This window comes from Moraxella sp. RCAD0137 (assembly GCF_002894025.1).
In the GTDB taxonomy this organism is placed as follows: Bacteria; Pseudomonadota; Gammaproteobacteria; order Pseudomonadales; family Moraxellaceae; genus Moraxella; species Moraxella porci.
Genome location: NZ_LTCC01000001.1, coordinates 163,283 through 183,348 on the forward strand (window position 1 = coordinate 163,283; position 20,066 = coordinate 183,348).

At 43.0% G+C, this 20,066-nt stretch carries 20 protein-coding genes and 1 pseudogene; 13 read left to right on the top strand and 8 right to left on the bottom strand.

All coding sequences use genetic code 11. The features are described from left to right. Positions 1 to 23: 23 nt before the first annotated feature. On the bottom strand, positions 24 to 689 hold the full coding sequence (gene rpiA, locus AZ602_RS00690; RefSeq protein ID WP_103033246.1) for a ribose-5-phosphate isomerase RpiA: 666 nt from the start codon (positions 687 to 689) through the stop codon (positions 24 to 26). Then, the gene (locus AZ602_RS10025; RefSeq protein ID WP_158077908.1) at positions 686 to 838 is read right to left on the bottom strand and encodes a hypothetical protein; all 153 of its coding nucleotides are present in this window, start codon (positions 836 to 838) and stop codon (positions 686 to 688) included. Before AZ602_RS10025 ends, rpiA begins: the two co-directional genes overlap by 4 nt. Before the next feature lie 120 nt (positions 839 to 958). Between AZ602_RS10025 and AZ602_RS00695 the strand changes: the two genes are divergently transcribed. Continuing rightward, a complete protein-coding gene (locus AZ602_RS00695) occupies positions 959 to 1,873 on the top strand; it encodes a lysine exporter LysO family protein (protein WP_103033247.1) in 915 nt (304 codons plus the stop codon). 6 nt (positions 1,874 to 1,879) lie between these two features. On the opposite strand, the gene AZ602_RS00700 is transcribed toward AZ602_RS00695, so the two are convergent. The 4 genes from AZ602_RS00700 to AZ602_RS00715 form a co-directional block, all read right to left on the bottom strand. Next, on the bottom strand, positions 1,880 to 3,145 hold the full coding sequence (locus AZ602_RS00700) for an FAD-dependent monooxygenase (RefSeq protein ID WP_103033525.1): 1,266 nt from the start codon (positions 3,143 to 3,145) through the stop codon (positions 1,880 to 1,882). Between the two features lie 171 nt (positions 3,146 to 3,316). Further along, positions 3,317 to 4,726, bottom strand: a complete 1,410-nt coding sequence (gene glnA, locus AZ602_RS00705) for a type I glutamate--ammonia ligase (RefSeq protein ID WP_103033248.1) — start codon at positions 4,724 to 4,726, stop codon at positions 3,317 to 3,319. 514 nt (positions 4,727 to 5,240) lie between these two features. Next, entirely contained in the window at positions 5,241 to 5,546 is a 306-nt protein-coding gene (locus AZ602_RS00710) for a DUF4149 domain-containing protein (RefSeq protein ID WP_103033249.1), read from the bottom strand. Between the two features lie 30 nt (positions 5,547 to 5,576). Then, the gene (locus AZ602_RS00715) at positions 5,577 to 6,077 is read right to left on the bottom strand and encodes a hypothetical protein (protein ID WP_103033250.1); all 501 of its coding nucleotides are present in this window, start codon (positions 6,075 to 6,077) and stop codon (positions 5,577 to 5,579) included. Between the two features lie 163 nt (positions 6,078 to 6,240). On the opposite strand from AZ602_RS00715, the pseudogene AZ602_RS00720 reads away from it, so the two are divergent. From AZ602_RS00720 to msbA, 9 genes and pseudogenes are all read left to right on the top strand, one after another. After that, positions 6,241 to 7,020, top strand: a pseudogene (locus tag AZ602_RS00720) (glycosyltransferase family 2 protein); the annotation flags it as partial. Continuing rightward, complete coding sequence (locus tag AZ602_RS00725; RefSeq protein ID WP_103033251.1) at positions 7,020 to 7,838, top strand: glycosyltransferase family 25 protein; 819 nt, start codon at positions 7,020 to 7,022, stop codon at positions 7,836 to 7,838. The pseudogene AZ602_RS00720 and the gene AZ602_RS00725, both read left to right, overlap by 1 nt. Position 7,839: 1 nt before the next feature. Then, entirely contained in the window at positions 7,840 to 8,646 is an 807-nt protein-coding gene (locus tag AZ602_RS00730) for a glycosyltransferase (protein ID WP_078317034.1), read from the top strand. 10 nt (positions 8,647 to 8,656) lie between these two features. Further along, positions 8,657 to 9,439 (top strand): glycosyltransferase family 25 protein, encoded by a 783-nt coding sequence (locus AZ602_RS00735; protein ID WP_158245098.1) that lies wholly within the window; start codon positions 8,657 to 8,659, stop codon positions 9,437 to 9,439. Between the two features lie 49 nt (positions 9,440 to 9,488). Continuing rightward, positions 9,489 to 10,604 (top strand): UDP-galactopyranose mutase, encoded by a 1,116-nt coding sequence (gene glf / locus AZ602_RS00740; protein WP_103033253.1) that lies wholly within the window; start codon positions 9,489 to 9,491, stop codon positions 10,602 to 10,604. Further along, on the top strand, positions 10,601 to 11,710 hold the full coding sequence (locus tag AZ602_RS00745) for a glycosyltransferase (RefSeq protein WP_103033254.1): 1,110 nt from the start codon (positions 10,601 to 10,603) through the stop codon (positions 11,708 to 11,710). The genes glf and AZ602_RS00745 overlap by 4 nt, the downstream gene beginning before the upstream one ends. Before the next feature lie 37 nt (positions 11,711 to 11,747). Beyond that, on the top strand, positions 11,748 to 12,596 hold the full coding sequence (yibB, locus tag AZ602_RS00750) for a protein YibB (protein ID WP_199174057.1): 849 nt from the start codon (positions 11,748 to 11,750) through the stop codon (positions 12,594 to 12,596). A gap of 10 nt (positions 12,597 to 12,606) precedes the next feature. Then, positions 12,607 to 13,584 carry a capsular polysaccharide synthesis protein gene (locus AZ602_RS00755; RefSeq protein ID WP_103033256.1) on the top strand — a complete coding sequence of 326 codons (978 nt, stop codon included), beginning with the start codon at positions 12,607 to 12,609 and terminating at the stop codon, positions 13,582 to 13,584. A gap of 14 nt (positions 13,585 to 13,598) precedes the next feature. Continuing rightward, positions 13,599 to 15,443: a lipid A export permease/ATP-binding protein MsbA gene (msbA, locus tag AZ602_RS00760; protein ID WP_103033257.1), complete on the top strand. Its 1,845-nt coding sequence runs from the start codon at positions 13,599 to 13,601 to the stop codon at positions 15,441 to 15,443. A 108-nt stretch (positions 15,444 to 15,551) separates the two neighbouring features. Here the strand turns inward: msbA and AZ602_RS00765 are convergent, their stop codons facing one another. After that, positions 15,552 to 16,508, bottom strand: a complete 957-nt coding sequence (locus AZ602_RS00765; protein WP_103033258.1) for a peptidylprolyl isomerase — start codon at positions 16,506 to 16,508, stop codon at positions 15,552 to 15,554. 286 nt (positions 16,509 to 16,794) lie between these two features. Between AZ602_RS00765 and AZ602_RS00770 the strand changes: the two genes are divergently transcribed. After that, a complete protein-coding gene (locus tag AZ602_RS00770) occupies positions 16,795 to 17,709 on the top strand; it encodes a pirin family protein (RefSeq protein WP_103033259.1) in 915 nt (304 codons plus the stop codon). A 108-nt stretch (positions 17,710 to 17,817) separates the two neighbouring features. On the opposite strand, the gene AZ602_RS00775 is transcribed toward AZ602_RS00770, so the two are convergent. Beyond that, entirely contained in the window at positions 17,818 to 18,024 is a 207-nt protein-coding gene (locus AZ602_RS00775) for a cold-shock protein (RefSeq protein ID WP_078317020.1), read from the bottom strand. 345 nt (positions 18,025 to 18,369) lie between these two features. Between AZ602_RS00775 and aroQ the strand changes: the two genes are divergently transcribed. Together aroQ and AZ602_RS00785 are read left to right on the top strand one after the other, a co-directional pair. Then, entirely contained in the window at positions 18,370 to 18,840 is a 471-nt protein-coding gene (gene aroQ, locus AZ602_RS00780; protein ID WP_103033260.1) for a type II 3-dehydroquinate dehydratase, read from the top strand. Positions 18,841 to 18,868: 28 nt separating this feature from the next. Beyond that, entirely contained in the window at positions 18,869 to 20,056 is a 1,188-nt protein-coding gene (locus AZ602_RS00785; RefSeq protein ID WP_103033261.1) for an ornithine--oxo-acid transaminase, read from the top strand. Positions 20,057 to 20,066: the final 10 nt, after the last annotated feature.

Consider the following 20,066-nt stretch of genomic DNA (forward strand, 5'->3'; position numbering starts at 1 on the left):
TGCAGCTTTTATTTGGATTGATATCAGCGAAATTTCACTGTCTGCACGCCATCAGCACCTGCTTTTAGCATGAGATGTGCAGACTGTGCAGCAAAAATGCCGTTACACACCACACCAACAATGTTATTTAATCGCGTCTCAAAAGCAGCAGCATCCTCGATGATCAAATCATAAGTATCCAAAATCACATTGCCATAATCGGTGACAAAGCCCTCGCGATACACAGGTTCTCCGCCCAATTTGACAAGCTCGCGTGCCACATAAGAGCGCGCCTGCGGCAACACCTCGATGGCCACAGGGAATCTACCCAAGCGATCGACGATCTTGGAGTCATCGACCATACAGATAAACTCATCTGAGGCCGCGGCGACAATTTTTTCGCGGGTCAAAGCACCGCCACCGCCTTTGATCATATTGCCATGAGCGTCGATCTCATCGGCACCATCGATGTACAGATCCAAGCTGCCAACTTGATTTAGATCAAAAATCTCAATCCCAAGCTTGCGCAGCTGATCTTCGGTGACTTGTGAGCTTGCGACCGCGCCCTTGATGCGCACCTGTGGCAGAAGCTCGATGAGGCAGTTAACCGTACTGCCAGTACCAACACCTAAGATGATCCCTGAATCGATGTGGGAAAGTGCAGCTTTGGCGGCGGCTTGTTTTTGGGCTAATTTTGGATCTGTTGTCATAAATCACTCTTGGCTAAATCTTGGCTAATTAAGGCTAAATGATGACTGATGTCAGCTGCTGCCATTTTACGCCAAACCACTTTAAAACAAAACCATTTTTTGATAATTTTTAGTATTTTATCCTGCCAACGATGGATGCCCGCTGTCATCAGCGTACCATCTCAAGGTGGCGCTCTGACCAAAAATCAGCTCTGGCGGCTGGCACTCTGGCGTGTAAAATGTTAGAATATCACCTTTTAAATCAGCCAAGCTGTCATACAGGAGGTCAGATGCAAGGCATCATCACATTGCTGTTGATTTTAAGTCCGATGTTTGTGGGATTTGCTCTGCCGACCTCTGCGCGCATGGTAGCGATCAGTGAGCGCTTGCTTAATTATTTGGTGTATTTGATTTTGATTGTCATCGGCATTGAGCTTGGTTTGGTCGATGATCTGGCCAAAAAAGTCGGCGACATCGCCAAATACCTTTCGACACTGATGGCACTGACTTTGGGGGCGGGCTTGATCAGTTTGGCTGTCTATGATCGCTTGTATGGCAATCCCAAAGCCGACAGCGCCAAGACCCCTGCCAATCAGCCCAAAATCAGCTTGCGCGGCAGTCTTACCCAGCTGGTGTGTTTGGCGGTGGGTTTTTTTGTGGCAAAAATCTTACCAAGCCATCTGCTACCACCCGACAAGACCACAACTGTGCTGCTGATGGCGTTGCTGCTGCTCGTCGGCATCAGCCTCAAAGGCTCTGGCGTCACCCTAAAGCAGGCTTTGGTAAATAAAGCTGGCCTACAAATCAGCGCGATTTTTATGCTTTTTACCACGCTGTCAGGCGCGGTATTTGCCATGATCTTTGATGAGGTAAGTCTTTTTCAAGGTTTGGCACTGGCATCGGGCTATGGCTGGTATTCGCTGTCTGGCACCATCATGACCGACGCTTATGGCGCTGTTTGGGGCAGTGTGGCACTGCTCAATGATCTGTCTCGCGAGGTGATCGCGCTTATTTTTATTCCGCTGGTGATGCGCCATTCGAGATCTGCGGCAGTTGGCTTAGGTGGTGTGACCAGTTTGGATTTTACCTTGCCCACCATCATACAGTCTGCTGGCACGCATATCATGCCTATGGTGATTAGCTTTGGCTTTATCACCAATGTTGTCTCACCTGTTTTGATGGTACTTTTTAGCTCATTTAATTAACCGGTTTCAGCGGTTTGCTTGCTTGATGAGCAGCTGCATCAACGGTGCAGAGCGAGCGATGGCATGAACCACTTCACTGCGAGCATAGCGCACCATGCCCAAATCTGCAATGCCTGATGCGTAGGCAAAATTTATCATCGAAAAACTGTGCATCATCAGCGCATTATGTGAGCGCACCGCACGAGCGTATTTTTGTAATGATCGAGGATGCAGCTGCTTGCCCTTAGCGGTATCAAGCACCGCCAATAGCGCAGCCACATCCGACAGTCCCAAGTTCAGCCCCTGCCCTGCCAAAGGATGCACGCCATGCGCGGCATCACCGATCAGCGCCATGCGTCCGCGCGCATAGTGTTCTGTGACCTGTGCAGACAGATCAAAGCTTGCCACCGACTCAATCTCATGCACCTCACCGAGCACATAACCGCTGGCAAATGCCAATCTGCGCTGCAGCGTCTGTGGATCGCGGTGATAATCCGCCAAATAGTCATCCGCCAGCGCGCAAGGCAGCGTCCAGACGATCGATTGCCATCGTCCATCATCGCCCTGTTGTAGGTCGGCCATCGGCAGCAGCGCCAAAGTACCCGTTGGCAGCATCACCTGGCGCGCGATCTGTCGATGCGGCAGATCAGTACGAATGGCGCAGCAGATGGCCTTTTGATGATAATTCAGCTGACTGATGTCGGCACCCATCGCTTGACGCACCATGGATTTTCGGCCATCAGCCCCCAACAAAAGCCGACAGAACACTTGACGCGCCACGCCCTGACCATGGTAGCGTATGGTGATGCCATCGGATGACTCATCAAAAGCCATACCATCCTCCATAAGCTTCGCCTCATACACCACTGTCAGATTTGAGCAATAATGAGAGCGCTGCCATAAAGCTGCATCAAGTACCGATGGCTCTACCATTGAACCCAAGATCTCATGGTTTTGTGAGCCGTCAAATAACAGCTCACCATAATCATCCCTCGCCCAGACCTGCATCGTTTGATAATCAGCACGGCGTACGATATCAGACCACACACCGATCTCATCAAGCAATCGGATACTGCCTTGGCTTAGCGCATAAACACGCGCATCGCGCACTGCCAATCTATCGGCGAAACTCTTGGCGCTGGGCATGGGTTTATTATCCAAGATCACTACCTGATATCCTTTGGATGCCAGTTCGATGCCTGCCACCATCCCAACGGTGCCAGCGCCGATAATGGCAATATCACAATGCATCAAAGTATCCGACTGATCAAAATCTGCATGCCAAGTATTCATAAATTCCACAAACCAAAAAATATCATTGTAGCGCAAAACCGTATTTTTTGCGCCATTTTTTTATGCGTTAATTTTGGCCTATCAATAAGAAACAAACCCCAAGACTTCCACCAATCTTGAGGTTTGTTTCAACTGATTTTAAGTCAAGCTATATTACCTGACACAAAGCCATTAGCAGCGATAGTACAGATCAAACTCTAGTGGATGCACTGCTTCGTTTAGCTTATGCACTTCTTGCATTTTTAGATCGATGTAGGCATCAATCATCTCTTTACTAAAGACATCGCCCTTAAGTAGGAATGTATGATCTTCTTTGAGTGCTTTTAGGGCAGCTTCTAGGTTTTCTGCCACGGTTGGGATCAATGCTTCTTCTTCTGGCGGCAAGTCGTATAGGTTCTTATCTGCAGCCTCACCTGGATCGATCTTATTCTCGATGCCATCGATACCCGCCATCAATAGTGCAGCAAAGCATAGGTATGGGTTTGATGCAGGATCCGGGAAGCGAGCTTCGATACGCACCGCTTTCGGGCTTGACACATGCGGAATACGGATCGATGCTGAGCGGTTTGATGCTGAATAAGCAAGTTTAATCGGTGCTTCAAAGTGTGGTACTAGACGCTTATAGCTGTTCACTGTTGGGTTGGTGATGGCATTCAATGCACGAGCGTGCTTGATGATACCGCCAATGAAATGTAGTGCGGTGGTTGATAGACCTGCATATTCATCACCTGAGAAGGTATTTACGCCATCTTTTGAGATTGACATATGTACGTGCATACCTGAGCCGTTATCACCGACGATTGGTTTTGGCATAAAGGTGGCAGTTTTGCCAAATTGGTTGGCAACATTTTGCACCACATATTTGAACTGCTGTACTTCGTCCGCTTTTTTGACCAAAGTATTGAACGATACGCCAATCTCAAGCTGACTTGATGCAACTTCATGATGGTGCACTTCCACGCGACCCTCGCCCATGATGTCTTCGATGCGATCACACATCACCGCACGCATATCATGGTAATGATCCACAGGTGCAGTCACTGCATAGCCGCCTTTGACGTGTGGACGCTGACCGTTGTTGCCCCATGGATAGTCATTGTTGGTTGACCATGCAGCAGCTTCTGATACGATGGTGTTGCGAGCACCTGATTGGTCGATGTCCCATTTGACTTCGTCAAATACAAAGAACTCTGGCTCTGGACCAAAGAATGCAGTATCACCGATGCCAGTTGATTTTAGATAAGTTTCGGCACGACGAGCGATAGAACGTGGGTCTTTTTCATAGCCTTGCAGGGTTGCAGGTTCGATGACATCACAAGTCACCACGACAGTTGGTGCTTCAAAGAATGGATCAACATAAGCAGTCTCTGGATCAGGTAGCAAGATCATGTCAGATGCTTCGATGCCTTTCCAGCCAGCGACTGACGAGCCGTCGAACATTTTACCATCTTCTAGGGTATCTTCATCCACAGTCGATGCTGGGAAAGTCAGGTGCAGCTCCTTGCCGTGTGTGTCGGTGAAACGAAAATCTACCCACTTAGCACCAGATGATTCGATCAAGTCAAATAGTTTGTTTGACATAACTTACTCCTATTTGTTAGGGACATTATTTATCAGTCGTCAGCCAATCGCAAATTTAATCTCGAAGCTTAAAACCTTGCTTGCTAACTTGAACACTATCATACGCTAAAATTTTTGGTCGGTAAAGTATCAATTAGCAATAATTATGCTATTATCATAAAATACGATAAATATATGATGACTTATTATAAATGTCATTAAATTTAGCAAATTCCGTCATTCTTATTATATAAATCATTGATTTTAATTATTTTATATTCAGGTTGAAATTTTTATGCGTGATTTATATTGAATTTTTTATAATTTCACTCATAAAATTAATTTGATTTATAAGATTTAAATATATTAATATCATATATATTGATTAATATGGTATAAAAAACCATCGATATTAGCCATCCATAATGAACAATTTGCTAAAAATCGATGGTTTCATTTATCACAAAAAATTCAGATAAAATCGTAAATACTGATATATTGAGTTGATTGATGTCAAAATCTCAGCCAATCACCATCAGTCTGGCAAATTCATCTGCGAGGTATCTGGATTGAGCCCAAAATAAAACACGACGGTCGCCACTAGGCTATTGACCACGATAAACGCCCAATCAAAGCCATCATGATCCAGCACAAATTGCCCAAGTAGTGCCGATACGCCAAGCATGATGACAAAGCAGGCAGCAAGCCATGACAAAATAATCGGATGCGTCGCTGAATCAATCACGCCCGCTTTACGCTTGGGGCGAAGTAGCTTCATATTCACCATAAAAGCAATGACATAAACGATGCTGCCCATCAATAAATAACCCAAAAATCCCATCGCACTTCCTCTACTTATATACGCATTGCATTATTGACTGCCAAATTCCACGCGCGTCTCATCGCACGGCACCTGATAGATGGTATTCACCGCACCCATCAGCGCAACCGCATAGCCGCTGTCGATCATCGGATTGGTATTGGCTGTCGTCTCTTGCAATTTGGCCAATGCCAACACCTCATCGGGACGCACCAAAATATCAGCGCTGACATCGGCATCGGTTAGGTTGATGCTGTTGGTGGAAAAATGTTTCCAGCCCTGTGCTTTGGGCAACTGCTCAAGTCTTTCAGGCGCATCCCATACTTGTTCTTTATCTGCACCCTCTTTCATCTGCATCAGATACTGCGTGCCATCATGGCTGATCTGAATGGTGGCAGGCGCGCCCTGCTCGATGGTATAACAACCCACATACGCATCAGGTGTCGAGGCTGAGGCTGTGTCGTTGGTGTTGGTCGTGGCCACAGGCTGATCGCCACAAGCTGCAAGCACCGCAGCCAATGACAGACAGCCGATTTTAAAGGATCGTTTCATGATATGCTCTTATACTGCTTAAAATGACTATTGTACTTATAAATGAGCGTTTTGGCTAGCATCAACGCAACAAGCCATTTAATAACAATGGTATAAAATCCACTGGTAAAGCGATGAAAAGTTCAGTAAAATGAGCTGTTAATATAGATGAATGATTGCAAACATGACAACGCACACTCCCCACCGTCTCTCGGTCGTGATGATCGTCAAAAACGAAGCCCATAATTTGGCGATTTCGTTGCCGCCGCTTGTCGGACTTGCAGATGAGATTATCATCTTGGACAGTGGCAGCACTGATAATAGCAGACAGATTGCCGGGCAATACGGCGCCAAATGGTTTGTCAATACCGACTGGCAAGGCTTTGGTCGCCAGCGTCAAATCGCCCAAAGCTATGCGACAGGCGATTGGATCTTGGCACTTGATGCCGATGAAGAGATTACCGACGAATTAAAACAAAGCATTTTGAAGGTCATTCAAAATCAGCCTGACAATACGGTGTATGGCCTAAAGCGGCTGGATTTTATCTTTGGTCATCAGATCGACAACGCCCATTGGGGTGTCAAAGCCTATTGGCGACTTTATCCAAAAAGCTTTGATTTTAACAATTTAACTGTGCATGAATCTTTGGACATCACAGGCGCCAAGACCGTCAAGCTGTCTGGTTTTTTACACCATCACACCGCACCAGACCCGCTGTTTTTGTTACAAAAGCGGCTCAGCTATGCCCAAACTTGGGCGATCGAAAATGCCCAAAAAGGTAAAAAATCCAATTTATTCAAAGTCATCAGCAATCCGATTTGGCAGTTCATTAGGCAGTATTTTTTGGATGGTCGGTTCTTGCAAGGCAAATACGGTTTGATTTATTCTATTATTTTTAGTCAATATACGTTTAATAAATATTTGCTTTTATGGCAGTATAATCATCAAAAAGGTCGCCAATCATGAAAGTACTCATCATTAACTTGGCACAGTCCACTGATCGGCTTGAGTTACAAAAACAACAATTTGACCGACTGGGCATGACATTTGAGCGACTGCCGGCCACAAGCGTTGGTGACGTCAGCGAACGATTTTATCTTGATAATATCAAGCACGGCCAAAGACTGATCAAACAGACCGAGATGGCTTGCTTTTTAAGTCATAAGTCCGCTTGGGAGAAAGTGGTATTGGAGAATCAACCATGCGCCATCTTGGAAGATGATGCGGTGCTGGTCTATGATTTTAAACAAGTTTTGGATGAAATCACCAAGCTCAACGATCCTGATATTGATCTGATCAATCTTGAGGTGCAGCCTCGTAATAAGGTCGTGGCAAGCAGTCCATCGCACAGCATCTTATCGGATGAATATGCCATTTACCGACTATTATTAGAAAAAAATGGCACAGGCGGCTATGTCTTATTCCCATCTGGTGCCAAAAAGTTATTGGCAGAGGCCAAACATCGTTTGGCGCTGGCTGATGCATTCATCTTTAGCTGTCCAAATCTAAATTTATATCAGATCGAACCTGCCGCGCTGCTTCAAGATGTAATCTGCCCTGCTTATGATGTGCCGATTGAGATGCCGCCAGTGTCTTTGATTGGTGCCATCAAAAACATTGTGCCGTTTGAGCCGACATTGGCTCATCGGATGCAGTTTAAGAAAAATCGTATCATCACCCAGTTGCATCTGGGCATTCGTACACTGATCGCCCTATCCAAAGGGGTTAAAAGACAAATCGCCGTCGATCGCCAGAAGTTTATTCATCAACAAGAAGACTAATATGACCATACAAAATTTGACGCAGCAAGACCTGCCAAGCATTAACGCGCTATGGATTGGAGAGAGGCTAAATGCCATGTCCATCGCCTGCCTTACATCATTTGTCAAGCATGGGCATCAAGTCAATCTGTACACTTATGGCGAGATCAGCAATTTGCCGCCAGGCGTCAACGCGCTAGATGGATCTGCAATACTAGACAGCTCCAAGATTATCAAGCATCAAAAAAGTGGTAGCTTTGCGCTGTTTTCAGACATCTTTCGTTATGCTTTATTAAAAAAAATTAAAAATGGCATCTATGTGGACTGCGATGTATATTGTCTAAAACCGCTCACCATTCCAGAACACGGATATCTGCTCGGCTACGAAAATGACAGCTATATCAATGGTGCTGTGTTGGCTCTGCCTACTGACAGCGATATGCTAAATACCTTGATAGAGCTAAGCAATCAGCCTTATTTTACCCCTGAGTGGTATTCTGGCTACGATAAAATGCGCCTGAAAATCAAACGCCTATTTGGTTATGCCAATACGCTATCGACAATGGGCTGGGGTGTCATCGGGCCCAGCGCCATCACCCATTATGCAAAAAAACTGAATATTACACATTTGGTTCAACCTGTGGATGTGCTTTACCCAATCCAACATCATGAAACGCATAAGCTAATGGATGCTAATCTGAGTATTGACGATGTCATCACCGAAAATAGCGTGTGCGTGCATCTGTACAACGAGACCATGCGACATGTGGACTTAACCAAAATAGACCCAAATTGCATCTTGGCCAAGATGCTACGCAATGAGATATAGTGACACACTTATGAAATGTAAAGTAATCAGTTTACAGTCCAAACCTGAACGCCGCGCACACATCACCCAAGAGTTCGGCAAACAAGGCATTGACTTTGAGTTTTTTGATGCCATCACACCAGATCAAGTCACCCGATTGGCCAAGCAACATGGCTTGGCATTGGATGGTGCTTTTTTGACCGAGGGTGAGAAGGCGTGCTTTATGAGTCATGTGTGCCTATGGCAGCAGATGATTGATGAGAATCTGTCATATCTGGCAGTGTTTGAAGATGATGTTTATTTGGGTGAAAATGCGCACTTGTTTTTTGGTGATGATGGATGGCTAAAAGACAATGATTTGGATTTTGTGAAGACTGAGACTTTTTTACAGGAGCGTAAGCTTGAAAACGATGCCATTATATTAATGGATAATCGACAAGCGGCACGACTTAAAGAGCAGCACTTAGGTACAGCAGGTTATATTATTGGCTTAAAAGCTGCCACATCTCTCATAAAATATGCACAAAGCCTGCCATCTCAAGAAATATCAGCCATTGATCAATTAATGTTTAATCATTATTTGGATGTTTTAGATGGATTGCCGATTTATCAAATTTATCCTGCTTTATGCGCTCAAGAATTTGTCTTATTTCCGAATCAAAACAGCATGCCAAGCAGTATTGAGATTGCGCGCAAACAAAATAAGCAAAATAAGCCCAAGCGTTCGCTATCTGAGAAAATCAAAGGCGAGCTGTCCAATGCTGTGCGCAAAAGTTTTGGGAAATTTTATAGGACTAAAATTGATTTTCGGTAATTGATATATTATACATTTTTTTGCAACCAATCAAAAAGAGTATTTAACAATGAAAAAATATGATTATTTAATTGTTGGCAGCGGCTTATTCGGTGCAGTCTTCGCCCACGAAATGAGCAAGCAGAACAAAAAATGTCTCATAATTGAAAAAAGAAATCATATCGCAGGAAATGTATATACTAGAAACGAAGCAGGCATCAATGTACATGAATACGGCGCTCATATTTTTCATACAAATAACAAAGAAATTTGGGATTATGTGAATAGTTTTGTAGAATTTAACCGCTATACAAACACTCCTGTAGCAAGACATGGAGATAATTTATACAATCTTCCTTTTAACATGAATACATTTTATCAGCTTTGGGGTGTAAAAACGCCTGATGAAGCTAGAAAAAAAATCAATGAGCAGCGCTCACAGTATGCTCACATTACAACGCCAAAAAACCTTGAAGAGCAAGCCTTGGTTTTAGTAGGTAGAGATATTTATGAAAAACTCATTAAAGGATACACCGAAAAACAATGGGGAAGATCTGCTACTCAAATCCCTGCATTTATTATTAAAAGACTTCCTTTAAGATTTACTTTTGACAATAACTATTTTAATGATCAATACCAAGGTATCCCAAAAGGAGGTTACACTAGGCTTGTTGAGAAGATGCTTGACGGTATTGAAATACGGCTGAATACAAACTACCTCGACAATAAAGATTATTGGGACGATCAGGCTCACAAAGTAGTGTATACTGGAAAAATTGATGAGTTTTTTGGTTGCCAATTTGGAAAACTAGATTATCGAAGTCTAAAATTTGAACACGAACTCTTGGATATAGACAATTATCAAGGCAATGCGGTTGTCAATTATACAGAGTCACACATTCCTTTTACCAGAATTATCGAACATAAACATTTTGAATTTGGCACCCAAGATAAAACTATCATTACGCGTGAATATCCATTGGAAGCTGATGAATCCAATGAAGCATACTATCCAATTAATGATGATAAAAATCAGGCAATATACCAAAAATACCAACAACTAGCAGATCAGTTGGATAACTTTATTTTTGGTGGACGACTGGCAGAATATAAATATTATGATATGCATCAAGTTATTGAGAGTTCACTTGAAAGTGTTAATAAAGAATTAAAGAGTGTATTATGAAAGACAAGGTTTTAGTTTTCTTCCCTAGATCGGTTAATATTAATGCTGGTGGTCCCGCTGGATTTTTAGCACATAATCTTGCAGATAAGCCAAAAGATGATTTTGTTTTATCATCCGATTTTTTACAACCAATGAGTTTTATCAAAAAAACCCCGTATAGAATTAAGCGATTTTTCAATAAATTACAAAATGGCAATCAAGTTGATCACAAAGCTTATTTTCAAGCCAGAGAGCATTTTTTTCATGTGAAAGCAAATACATATAAATATATCTACTTCCATGAGGATGTGGATTATTTTCGTGTTAAAGATCTTATTTCCGACAATCAGTGTGTCATTTTCCAACCTCACTGTCCGCAAAAACATTCCGAGGAGTATAAGGAGTATTCCCCTAATGATGTGACTATGCATCATTACATACAGCAAGCAGAGAAAGCAGTCTTTGAGCGAGCAGATATAGTTGTGCTGCCAAATGCAGATTGTTTACCAATCTACCAAGATCTATACACCTCAAGAAATAAGTTTTATTTCATTTTAAGCGGTGCAAAATCTTCATACAACAATCAAAGCCAAACAAAATTTGACTTACCTCAAAATCAAATTAATTTAATGTATATTGGACGCAGAAATCATGTGAAAGGTTTTGATATTGTTATCAATAGCTTTAGGCGCGCTCGACACCATCGCAAAGATATCCATCTTTATGTTATTGGTCATGGTGATTTAATAAATGAGGACGGCATTACTGATATTGGTTTTTCAAACAATCCTATTGCTTGGTATAATTCGGTTGATTATCTCATCAATGCCAATCGCCAAAGCTATTTTGATTTATCTATCATTGAAGCAATTTCAACAGGCGTGCCTATCATTATGTCAGAAAATTTAGGACATAAATATTATAAAAACACTTCCGCATTAATTAAGATGTTTGAAATTGAAAATAGCGATGCATTGGTTAATATTTTAATACATGACTTAAAAAAGCGTGATTTTCAAGATTTAAGCAATATAAATTTGTATCAAAATTATCTGACTGACACTCATTATTACCACAGATTTATAGATTTTATCAAATATCTACATGAAAACTCTATAAATCAATGAGTTTTTTTGACATCTACATTTGCGGATGCATACTAATATGAGCAAAATAACAATCGTTACAGCCTTTTTTGATATTGGGCGTGGAGAGATTTCCACACAAGATGGGCTACCAGATTATCTAATGCGGACAACAGACACATACTTTGACTATTTTGCCAATCTTGCCAAATTGGAAAATGACATGGTGGTATTTGTTGCCAAACCTCATGTTGAGAAAGTCCTAGTCCTAAGAAATGGCAGACCGACACAAATTATTGAATTTGACTTTGCCAACAAACTCAACTATGTCAAAAAACTAATTCATAACGTGCAAACTGATGTGCAATTTATCTCAAAGATCAATCCAGAACAAATCAAGAATATTGAATATTGGTCAGCTGATTATGTTTTGGTTAACAATCTTAAAGCCTATTTTGTCAACAAAGCGATAAAACAAGGTGTTGTCAACACAGATATGGTTGCATGGGTTGATTTTGGCTATTGTCGAGCAGCCGAAACTTTGAATGAGCTTAGATATTGGGCTTATGATTTTGATCCAAATTTTGTTCATATGTTTACTATCCGTAAAAATAGAAAGATTCAACACCATGGCGATGTCATGAAATTTATTTTTAATAACGAAGTCTATATCATCGGTGGCTGCATTGTAGCATCGCAATATAAATGGCGAGAGTTTTTAAAATTGCTTACCAAAAATCAAAAATCTTTGCTTCAAAATCGAATTATTGATGATGATCAGGGTATGTATTTAATGTGCTTATTGCAAAACAGACACTTATTCAAGCTAAACTATCTTGGCAAAAAACAATGGTTTGCATTATTTAGAAAATATGATAAGACCGCAAAAGTTTCCATTATTGAAAAAATAAAAGATTCTTTTATATAGGGAGTAGTCTATGAATCAATTTATTTTTAGTGACAGTAAAGAAATGATTTCTCTTAAAAAACTATACCAGCATCCTTATCGAATTTTTTATTACGCTTTTACACCTAGAAGAATTCGCAAACAAAAAGAATTGAGAGCCAATCTGGCACAACAGTCTCAAGTAGCCCAAGATTGGCAGCGCTTAATATCGGCCTATTTTAACAATCAGCTAGATAGCTTTCAATTAAAGCCAAAACAAAACCTAGGTACCAATAAGGTTATTTGGCAGTACTGGGGGCAAGGACTCGATAACCTACCTGCAATGGTAAAACTGTGCTTCAATAGTGTTGATAAAAACAAAGGTGATTATCAGGTCATTCGCTTGACTGATGAGACACTTAGCCAGTATTTAGAACTCCCCGACTTTATTGCCCGAAAGCGACTTAATCCCGAATTCAAACATGTCTTTTTTTCTGATTTGCTAAGACTAGCTTTGCTTTCTGCCTATGGAGGTATATGGGTTGATGCTACAATATTATTAACATCGCCGATTAACAAAACTATTAGCGAACAGGACTTTTTTGTATTCGAAAGAGTAAATACTGTTAAAAATAAAGAATTTTGGACACGCTTTAATCCAAGCTACTTCAGCTGGGAAGAAAGCCATCGCGTTAACATGCTCACCAGTTTTATTATTGCAAAAAAAGAAAGCAAGCTATTGAATCACTGCTTGCAACTCATGCTAAATTTTTGGCATACTCAAAATCACATTCCACACTACTTTTTCTTTCAAACCATGTATGATGTATTAACCAAAGAATTTATGCAAAATCAGCAGCTGTCCATTGATGACACACTACCACATCAGCTGATCAGCATTATTAATGATCCCTTTGATGCAGATAAATACGGGCAGATTACTGAAAATATCAACATTCACAAAATGACCTATATCGACAATGTGCAGCCAGGTTCATATTACGAATATCTATTAAATATTTATAAATAAAATAAGATTTGAACATGATTAACAAACTTACTTTCGGACTATTTACAGAGCAAGACACCAAAAGCTTTATGCGTCTGATGGCGTATGTCAAGCCGTATAAATTCCGCATCATCGTCGCCCTGCTTGCGATCATTGGTGTCGCTATTACCGAAAGTTATCTGGCAGCCTTTATCGCCCCATTGGTTAACCAAGGATTTGTCATCCCTGATGGCGTACCGCCTATCAAAGACGGTGAAGGATTGGTTGCAAGCATAATCCATCTTAAAGATCGGTTTATGTTTACAATCTGGGGGACTGAAAGTAAAGTGTGGATCGTGCCCATTTTTTTTATGGCATTGGTCATTTTTCGAGGGATTTGTCGTTTTGTCAGCCAGTACTTGATGAGTTGGGTTGCGATTATGGCGATTAGCCATCTGCGTCGTGATATGTTCGATAAGATGCTAAGCTTGCCATCTGAATATTATCAAGCCAATACATCAGGTCATGTTTTGATGAATATCGTTCAGATGGCAGACACCTCGATTAATAACGCCAGCAATGTATTTATCACCCTCACTCGTGATACGCTCATTGTGATTGGCTTGGTATGCGTATTATTTTATTTGAATTGGCAATTGGCGCTCGCCATCATGGTGATGTTTCCGATATTGTCCGCTCTATCTAAGTATTACCGAAACCGTTTGAAACATGTACTCAGTGATTCGCAGCTATCAATCGGTACACTCAATACCACCATTGGTGAAACCCATCAAGGCCAGCGGATCATCAAGCTATTCGGTGGTCAGATACAAGCATCAAAGCGCTTTGATGGCGTCAATAGCACCATTGTTCGCCTTACTAAGAAAATCACACAGGCTACTGCTGCTCGCTCTCCGATCAGTGAGGCCATTGGCTCATTGGCTTTGGCTGCGGTGATTTTTATTGCCCTATGGCAAAGTCAGGCGGGCGTTACCACCATCGGTGAATTTATGGCGTTTATCGTGGCGATGATGCAGATGTTTGGGCCGATTAAAAACTTAGCAAATATCAGCATCCCTATGCAGGCCATGTTTCTGGCGGCCGATTCGGTCTGTGAGTTTATGGACACCAAGCCCGAAGCTGATCATGGCAAAGTGATGCTGGATAATATCTCTGGCAATATTTACTTTAAAAATATTGAGGTGCGATATGGCCAAGACAAAACTGCCTTAAATAAGTTTAATCTCAACATAAAAGCAGGTGAAAAAGTTGCACTTGTTGGCCGTTCAGGATCGGGTAAAACCACTGCCATCAATCTATTGCCACGATTTATCACGCCAAGCAGCGGAGAGATCTTATTGGATGGCATTGACATCAACACCATCAAACTTGAAAATCTACGCGCTCAATTTGCACTGGTCACTCAAGAGATCTTTTTATTCGATGACACTTTGTTTGAGAATGTCCGCTATTCTCGACCGAGCGCCACAGAAGCTGATGTGATGGCAGCACTAGAGGCGGCAAATTTGACTGAATTGGTCAATAAACACCCACTTGGTCTGCACCAACCAATCGGTGCTAATGGCAGTCAGCTGTCTGGCGGTCAGCGTCAGCGTGTGTCTATCGCCCGAGCGATTTTAAAGGACGCACCGATTCTGCTGCTTGATGAAGCAACCAGCGCTCTGGATAATGAATCTGAACGCCTTGTGCAGCAGGCACTTGAACGCCTAATGCAGGGTCGCACCAGTATCATCGTCGCTCATCGGCTAAGCACCATCGAACAAGCGGATCGTATCATCGTGATGGATGAGGGCAAGATCATTGAGGAAGGTTCTCATCATGAGCTGATGGCAAAAGGTGGGTATTATGCTAAGCTTCAGAATCTAACAGAACGAGCGTAGTTTGGATTGGATTACGCTTGTTCAAATCATCATCCGCGACACTCTTTCATGGCAAATTATTAAGGCCGTTTAGCGCTGCCTGACGGTCATCCCGATCCATCCAAGCCATCACCCTTCGATCACTTGGATGGTCTGACGCACATCACACACGCCCAGCCCACCAGATACTGGCGCGGCGAACCAGTCTCCTTGCATGTGGCGGCGTGCATTGACAAATTGCGCAAAAGACTGAGAATTGGTATCGAGCGCTTTAAAACGAAGCTGTGCGCTTTTTGGCAGATCTGATCCCAAGCGGATCGATTGGATATCAAGCGGATGCCCTCCTGCCTCAAAAAACCCCATCGCACCCGTACCTCTTGGCAGTGAACTTAACTGCTCGATACCATGCACCACGCGTCCCACCACGCTGATCTGTCGATCAATATGGCGCGCTGGCTGCCCGATCATCACATACAGCTCGGTGGCATTTGAGCTGTCTGGTGCATCATCGCGCGCAGCACCCACCATGCCATAGCAGTGCACCAAAAACGCCTGATCACCTTTGATGCCAGTAGGATACCCGTTCACAAATCCAACACGGTCTGCATGCGCGTCCATATCCTCTAGAGCCATCATTTGCAGCGAATGAGCAGGTATGGTAAATTCTGCAGGCAACTTAACAGCATCAGGCGGCAGTGGCTTCATGAGTGTATTGGTCACATAATCAAGCGCGCCAAATTGCACGACATAATTATCCTGCACCCGATATACAGGTACACCATCCCAATACGCCGCTTTGGCCAGTCGCCTGATCTGATCAGAATGCTGCGGGGCAAAGGTGTCATTCAGCTCCATTATCACCAGTCGCCCATTGTTCAAGGTGATGTAGATTAAGTTATCTTGCTTAAGCTCATACCACTCAGCATCACTGCTGGCAGCCAAGACCTCAGCGCTACTTCGATAGCTGTGTGTGATGGGGTGAATGCTATGAGAGATGGCGGTGCTGACATGCTCGGCGGCATGAGCGGTCATCATCATTGCAATCAATGAGCCCAGCATCAGCTTACAAGTTAGTGATAAGGTCATGGCGTCTTCCTTGTCAAAAAATACATCATATCTTCTAAATGATTATCATCCGAAGCCTAACAATTATTGTAGCACATTTTGCAATAAATAAAACGATTCATCAATCCTGCGTGCGTCTTAATAGACCACCAAAATAAACCAACAAGATCGCTTAACAAAATTTGACTTTAAAATGGCTGTATTTACGCTTATACTGCTACTATCTTTACTGATCTAATTGTATCAATATTCTTTTGACCAGTGATGACCAATCAGTTATTAACTCATCAATAATTAAGGAAATCTTATGAGCGTGGATAAATTTAATGCCAAAACCAAAGATGTTGGCGGCATTCCTGTGTCGCGTTTTTTACCCCAAAGACACAGAAAAACTATCGGAGCTTGGTGCTTTTTGGACCATGCAGGTTCAGATGATCTTTCATTAGCCGACGATGAGGCAGGATTGCAGGTTGGCTTACATCCACACCTAAATTTACAGACCTTTACTTGGATGCTATCAGGCGAAGTATGGCATCAAGACAGCCTTGGCCATCGCCAATTGATCCGCCCCAAACAAGTCAATCTGATGACTGCAGGCACTGGCAATCAAACTGGCATCAGCCACACCGAGCAAACCCCTGATGGCGTTAAGGACTTGCATGCTGTGCAGCTATGGATCGCCCTACCCACCGATCAAGCCATCGCCCCAAATTTCGAGCATTATCCAGAGCTGCCGACTTGGAGCCGTGATGGTGTGAATTATATCTTAACAACGGGCAGTTATCACGGTCATACTGCGCCGACCACCCAGTACAGTCCTCTGGTCGGTGTAGATATGCAATTCACCCAAGATGCTCAGTTTGAGATCGAGGCGGTGGATGGCTTTGAATATGGTTTTTTAATTATCGATGGCGAGCTGAATGTGAATGGCGAGACCTACCATCAAGATGAACTTGTGGTACTCTCCGACTGTGTTGATGCTACAGAATCCGTACAATTATCCGCCAAAAAAGGCACGCATCTGATGCTGCTTGGCGGCAAGCCACTTTCGCACCCGACCATCATTTGGTGGAATTTTGTTGCAGATAATGTTGACGATCTAAAGCAAGCGGTTGCTGATTGGAATGCAGGTCATCCGCGGTTTGGTGATATTTCGCTAGATGGCACCGATCTGCGCAGACTGCCAGCTCCAGAAGTGCCTGATGGCATCTTACAAAGCTGATCGAAAAATAAAAAAAACGGCAATGTACATCTTTTGCCGTTTTTATTTGCTTATTGGTTAGCTTGATGGTTCGCTGTCAGCTTAGCACCTTGCCAAGCTACTGGCAAATCATAGCTTAACCACTTCTTCAGCTTGCAGGCCTTTATCGCCCTCAGTCACCACAAACTCAACAGACTGACCCTCTTTAAGTGAGCGATAGCCTTCACTTTGGATAGCGCGAAAATGTACAAACACATCCTCACCTGTGGCACGCTGAATGAAGCCAAAACCCTTGGCATCATTGAACCATTTCACAATACCTTGTTCTTTAGACATAACAAATTTTCCTTGAATACCTCATCATTTTGATGGGTTAAATTATTATCAGCTTGACGATCAGATCATCTAGCACGCCAAAAATCATTAATTGATTTTGATGAAATCTTACCATCATTTTGGCTAATTACAAATACTTACAATACCGAAAATTCAGAATATTCAACATTTATTTATAAAATACCTAGCCAATATCCAGATAACTCACCGCTATAACATGAAAGATGCTGGCTAAGGTCTTGCTATAAAACCACAAACCATTTCCCTTTATTTGGCATTGTGCAAATATTTGCCAAACGCCGATAAATTCGATACAATGATTTTTTGCAACACGGACAGTATCCGATGATTACTCAACATCCCACCCAAACCTCCAAAAAGATCGCCCTCATTAATGGGCCGAATTTGCATCTCTTAGGCAAGCGCGAACCTGAGATTTACGGATATACGACGCTAAAAGATATTGAAGATAGACTTATCAATAAATCTTGTGAGCATCACATTGAGCTGATTTGCTTTCAATCCAACCACGAAGGCGCCATCGTTGATTTTATCAGTGAGCAAGGCTTATTATCCAATAAACCCGTCGATGCGGTCATTATCAATCCGGCTGCCCATACCCATACCTCAGTCGCCATTCGTGATGCACTTGCCGCATTAAACAAGCCGTTTATTGAGGTTCATCTATCAAACATTCATGCTCGCGAACCCTTTCGCAGCCATTCTTATTTCTCAGATAAAGCAGTCGGCGTCATCTGCGGCTTAGGCGACAGCGGCTATGATATGGCATTGGACTGGTTTATCAAGAATTTATAAACAAACCTTAATGAAAATGGAGACTCTCATGACCAAAACAGAACAACTGATCGCCCAAAATGACAAATACGGCACCAAAAACTACCTACCCTTGCCCATTGTCATCAGCCAAGCCTCTGGCATTTGGGTTGAAGATCCTGAAGGCAGGCGCTATATGGACATGCTAAGCGCCTATTCAGCCGTCAATCAAGGCCACTGTCATCCGCGCATCATTCAGACGCTCAAATCACAAGCCGAGAAAGTTACCCTGACCAGTCGCGCCTTTCATAATGACCAGTTGGCACCTTGGAGCGAGAAAATCTGTAAACTGTCTGGCAAAAGTCGTGTCCTGCCGATGAATACAGGCGCCGAAGCTGTCGAAACCGCCCTAAAAACCGCGCGTCGATGGGGCTATGATGTCAAGGGTATTGCTGATAATCAAGCCGAAATTATCGCTTGCGTGGGCAATTTCCACGGTCGGACATTGGGCGCGGTATCACTGTCGTCCGATCCTGATTATCAGCGTGGCTTTGGCCCGTTATTGACAGGCATTAAGCTTGTGCCTTATGGAGATCTACAGGCGCTCAAAGATGCCATCACGCCCAATACTGCCGCCTTTATCATTGAGCCGATTCAAGGTGAAGCTGGCATCAATATCCCACCAAAAGGCTATATGAAACAAGCCTTTGATCTGTGCCGCGAAAACCGCGTATTGTTCATTGCTGATGAGATTCAGGCAGGCTTGGGTCGTACTGGCAAGATGTTTGCATGTGAGCATGAAGACATCGTACCAGACATGTACATTCTTGGCAAAGCTTTGGGCGGTGGCGTGTTCCCGATCTCATGCGTGGTGGCTGATGATGAGATCCTAGGGGTCTTTGAACCTGGCTCGCACGGTTCGACCTTTGGCGGCAATCCACTGGCTTGTGCGGTATCGATGACAGCTTTGGATGTATTGGTTGAAGATAAATTGGTTGAAAATTCAGCAGAATTGGGCGATTATTTTTTATCAGAGCTAAAAAATATCAACAATCCCATCATCAAAGAAGTGCGTGGCCGCGGCTTGTTTATCGGTGTTGAGCTGACACAAGCGGCTCGACCATATTGCGAAAAACTCAAAGAGCTTGGGCTTTTGTGCAAAGAAACGCACGATACCGTGATCCGCTTTGCACCGCCTTTGATCATCACCAAAGAAGAGATCGATCTGGCGCTCTCAAAAATCCGCCAAGTGCTATAATTCCCAAACA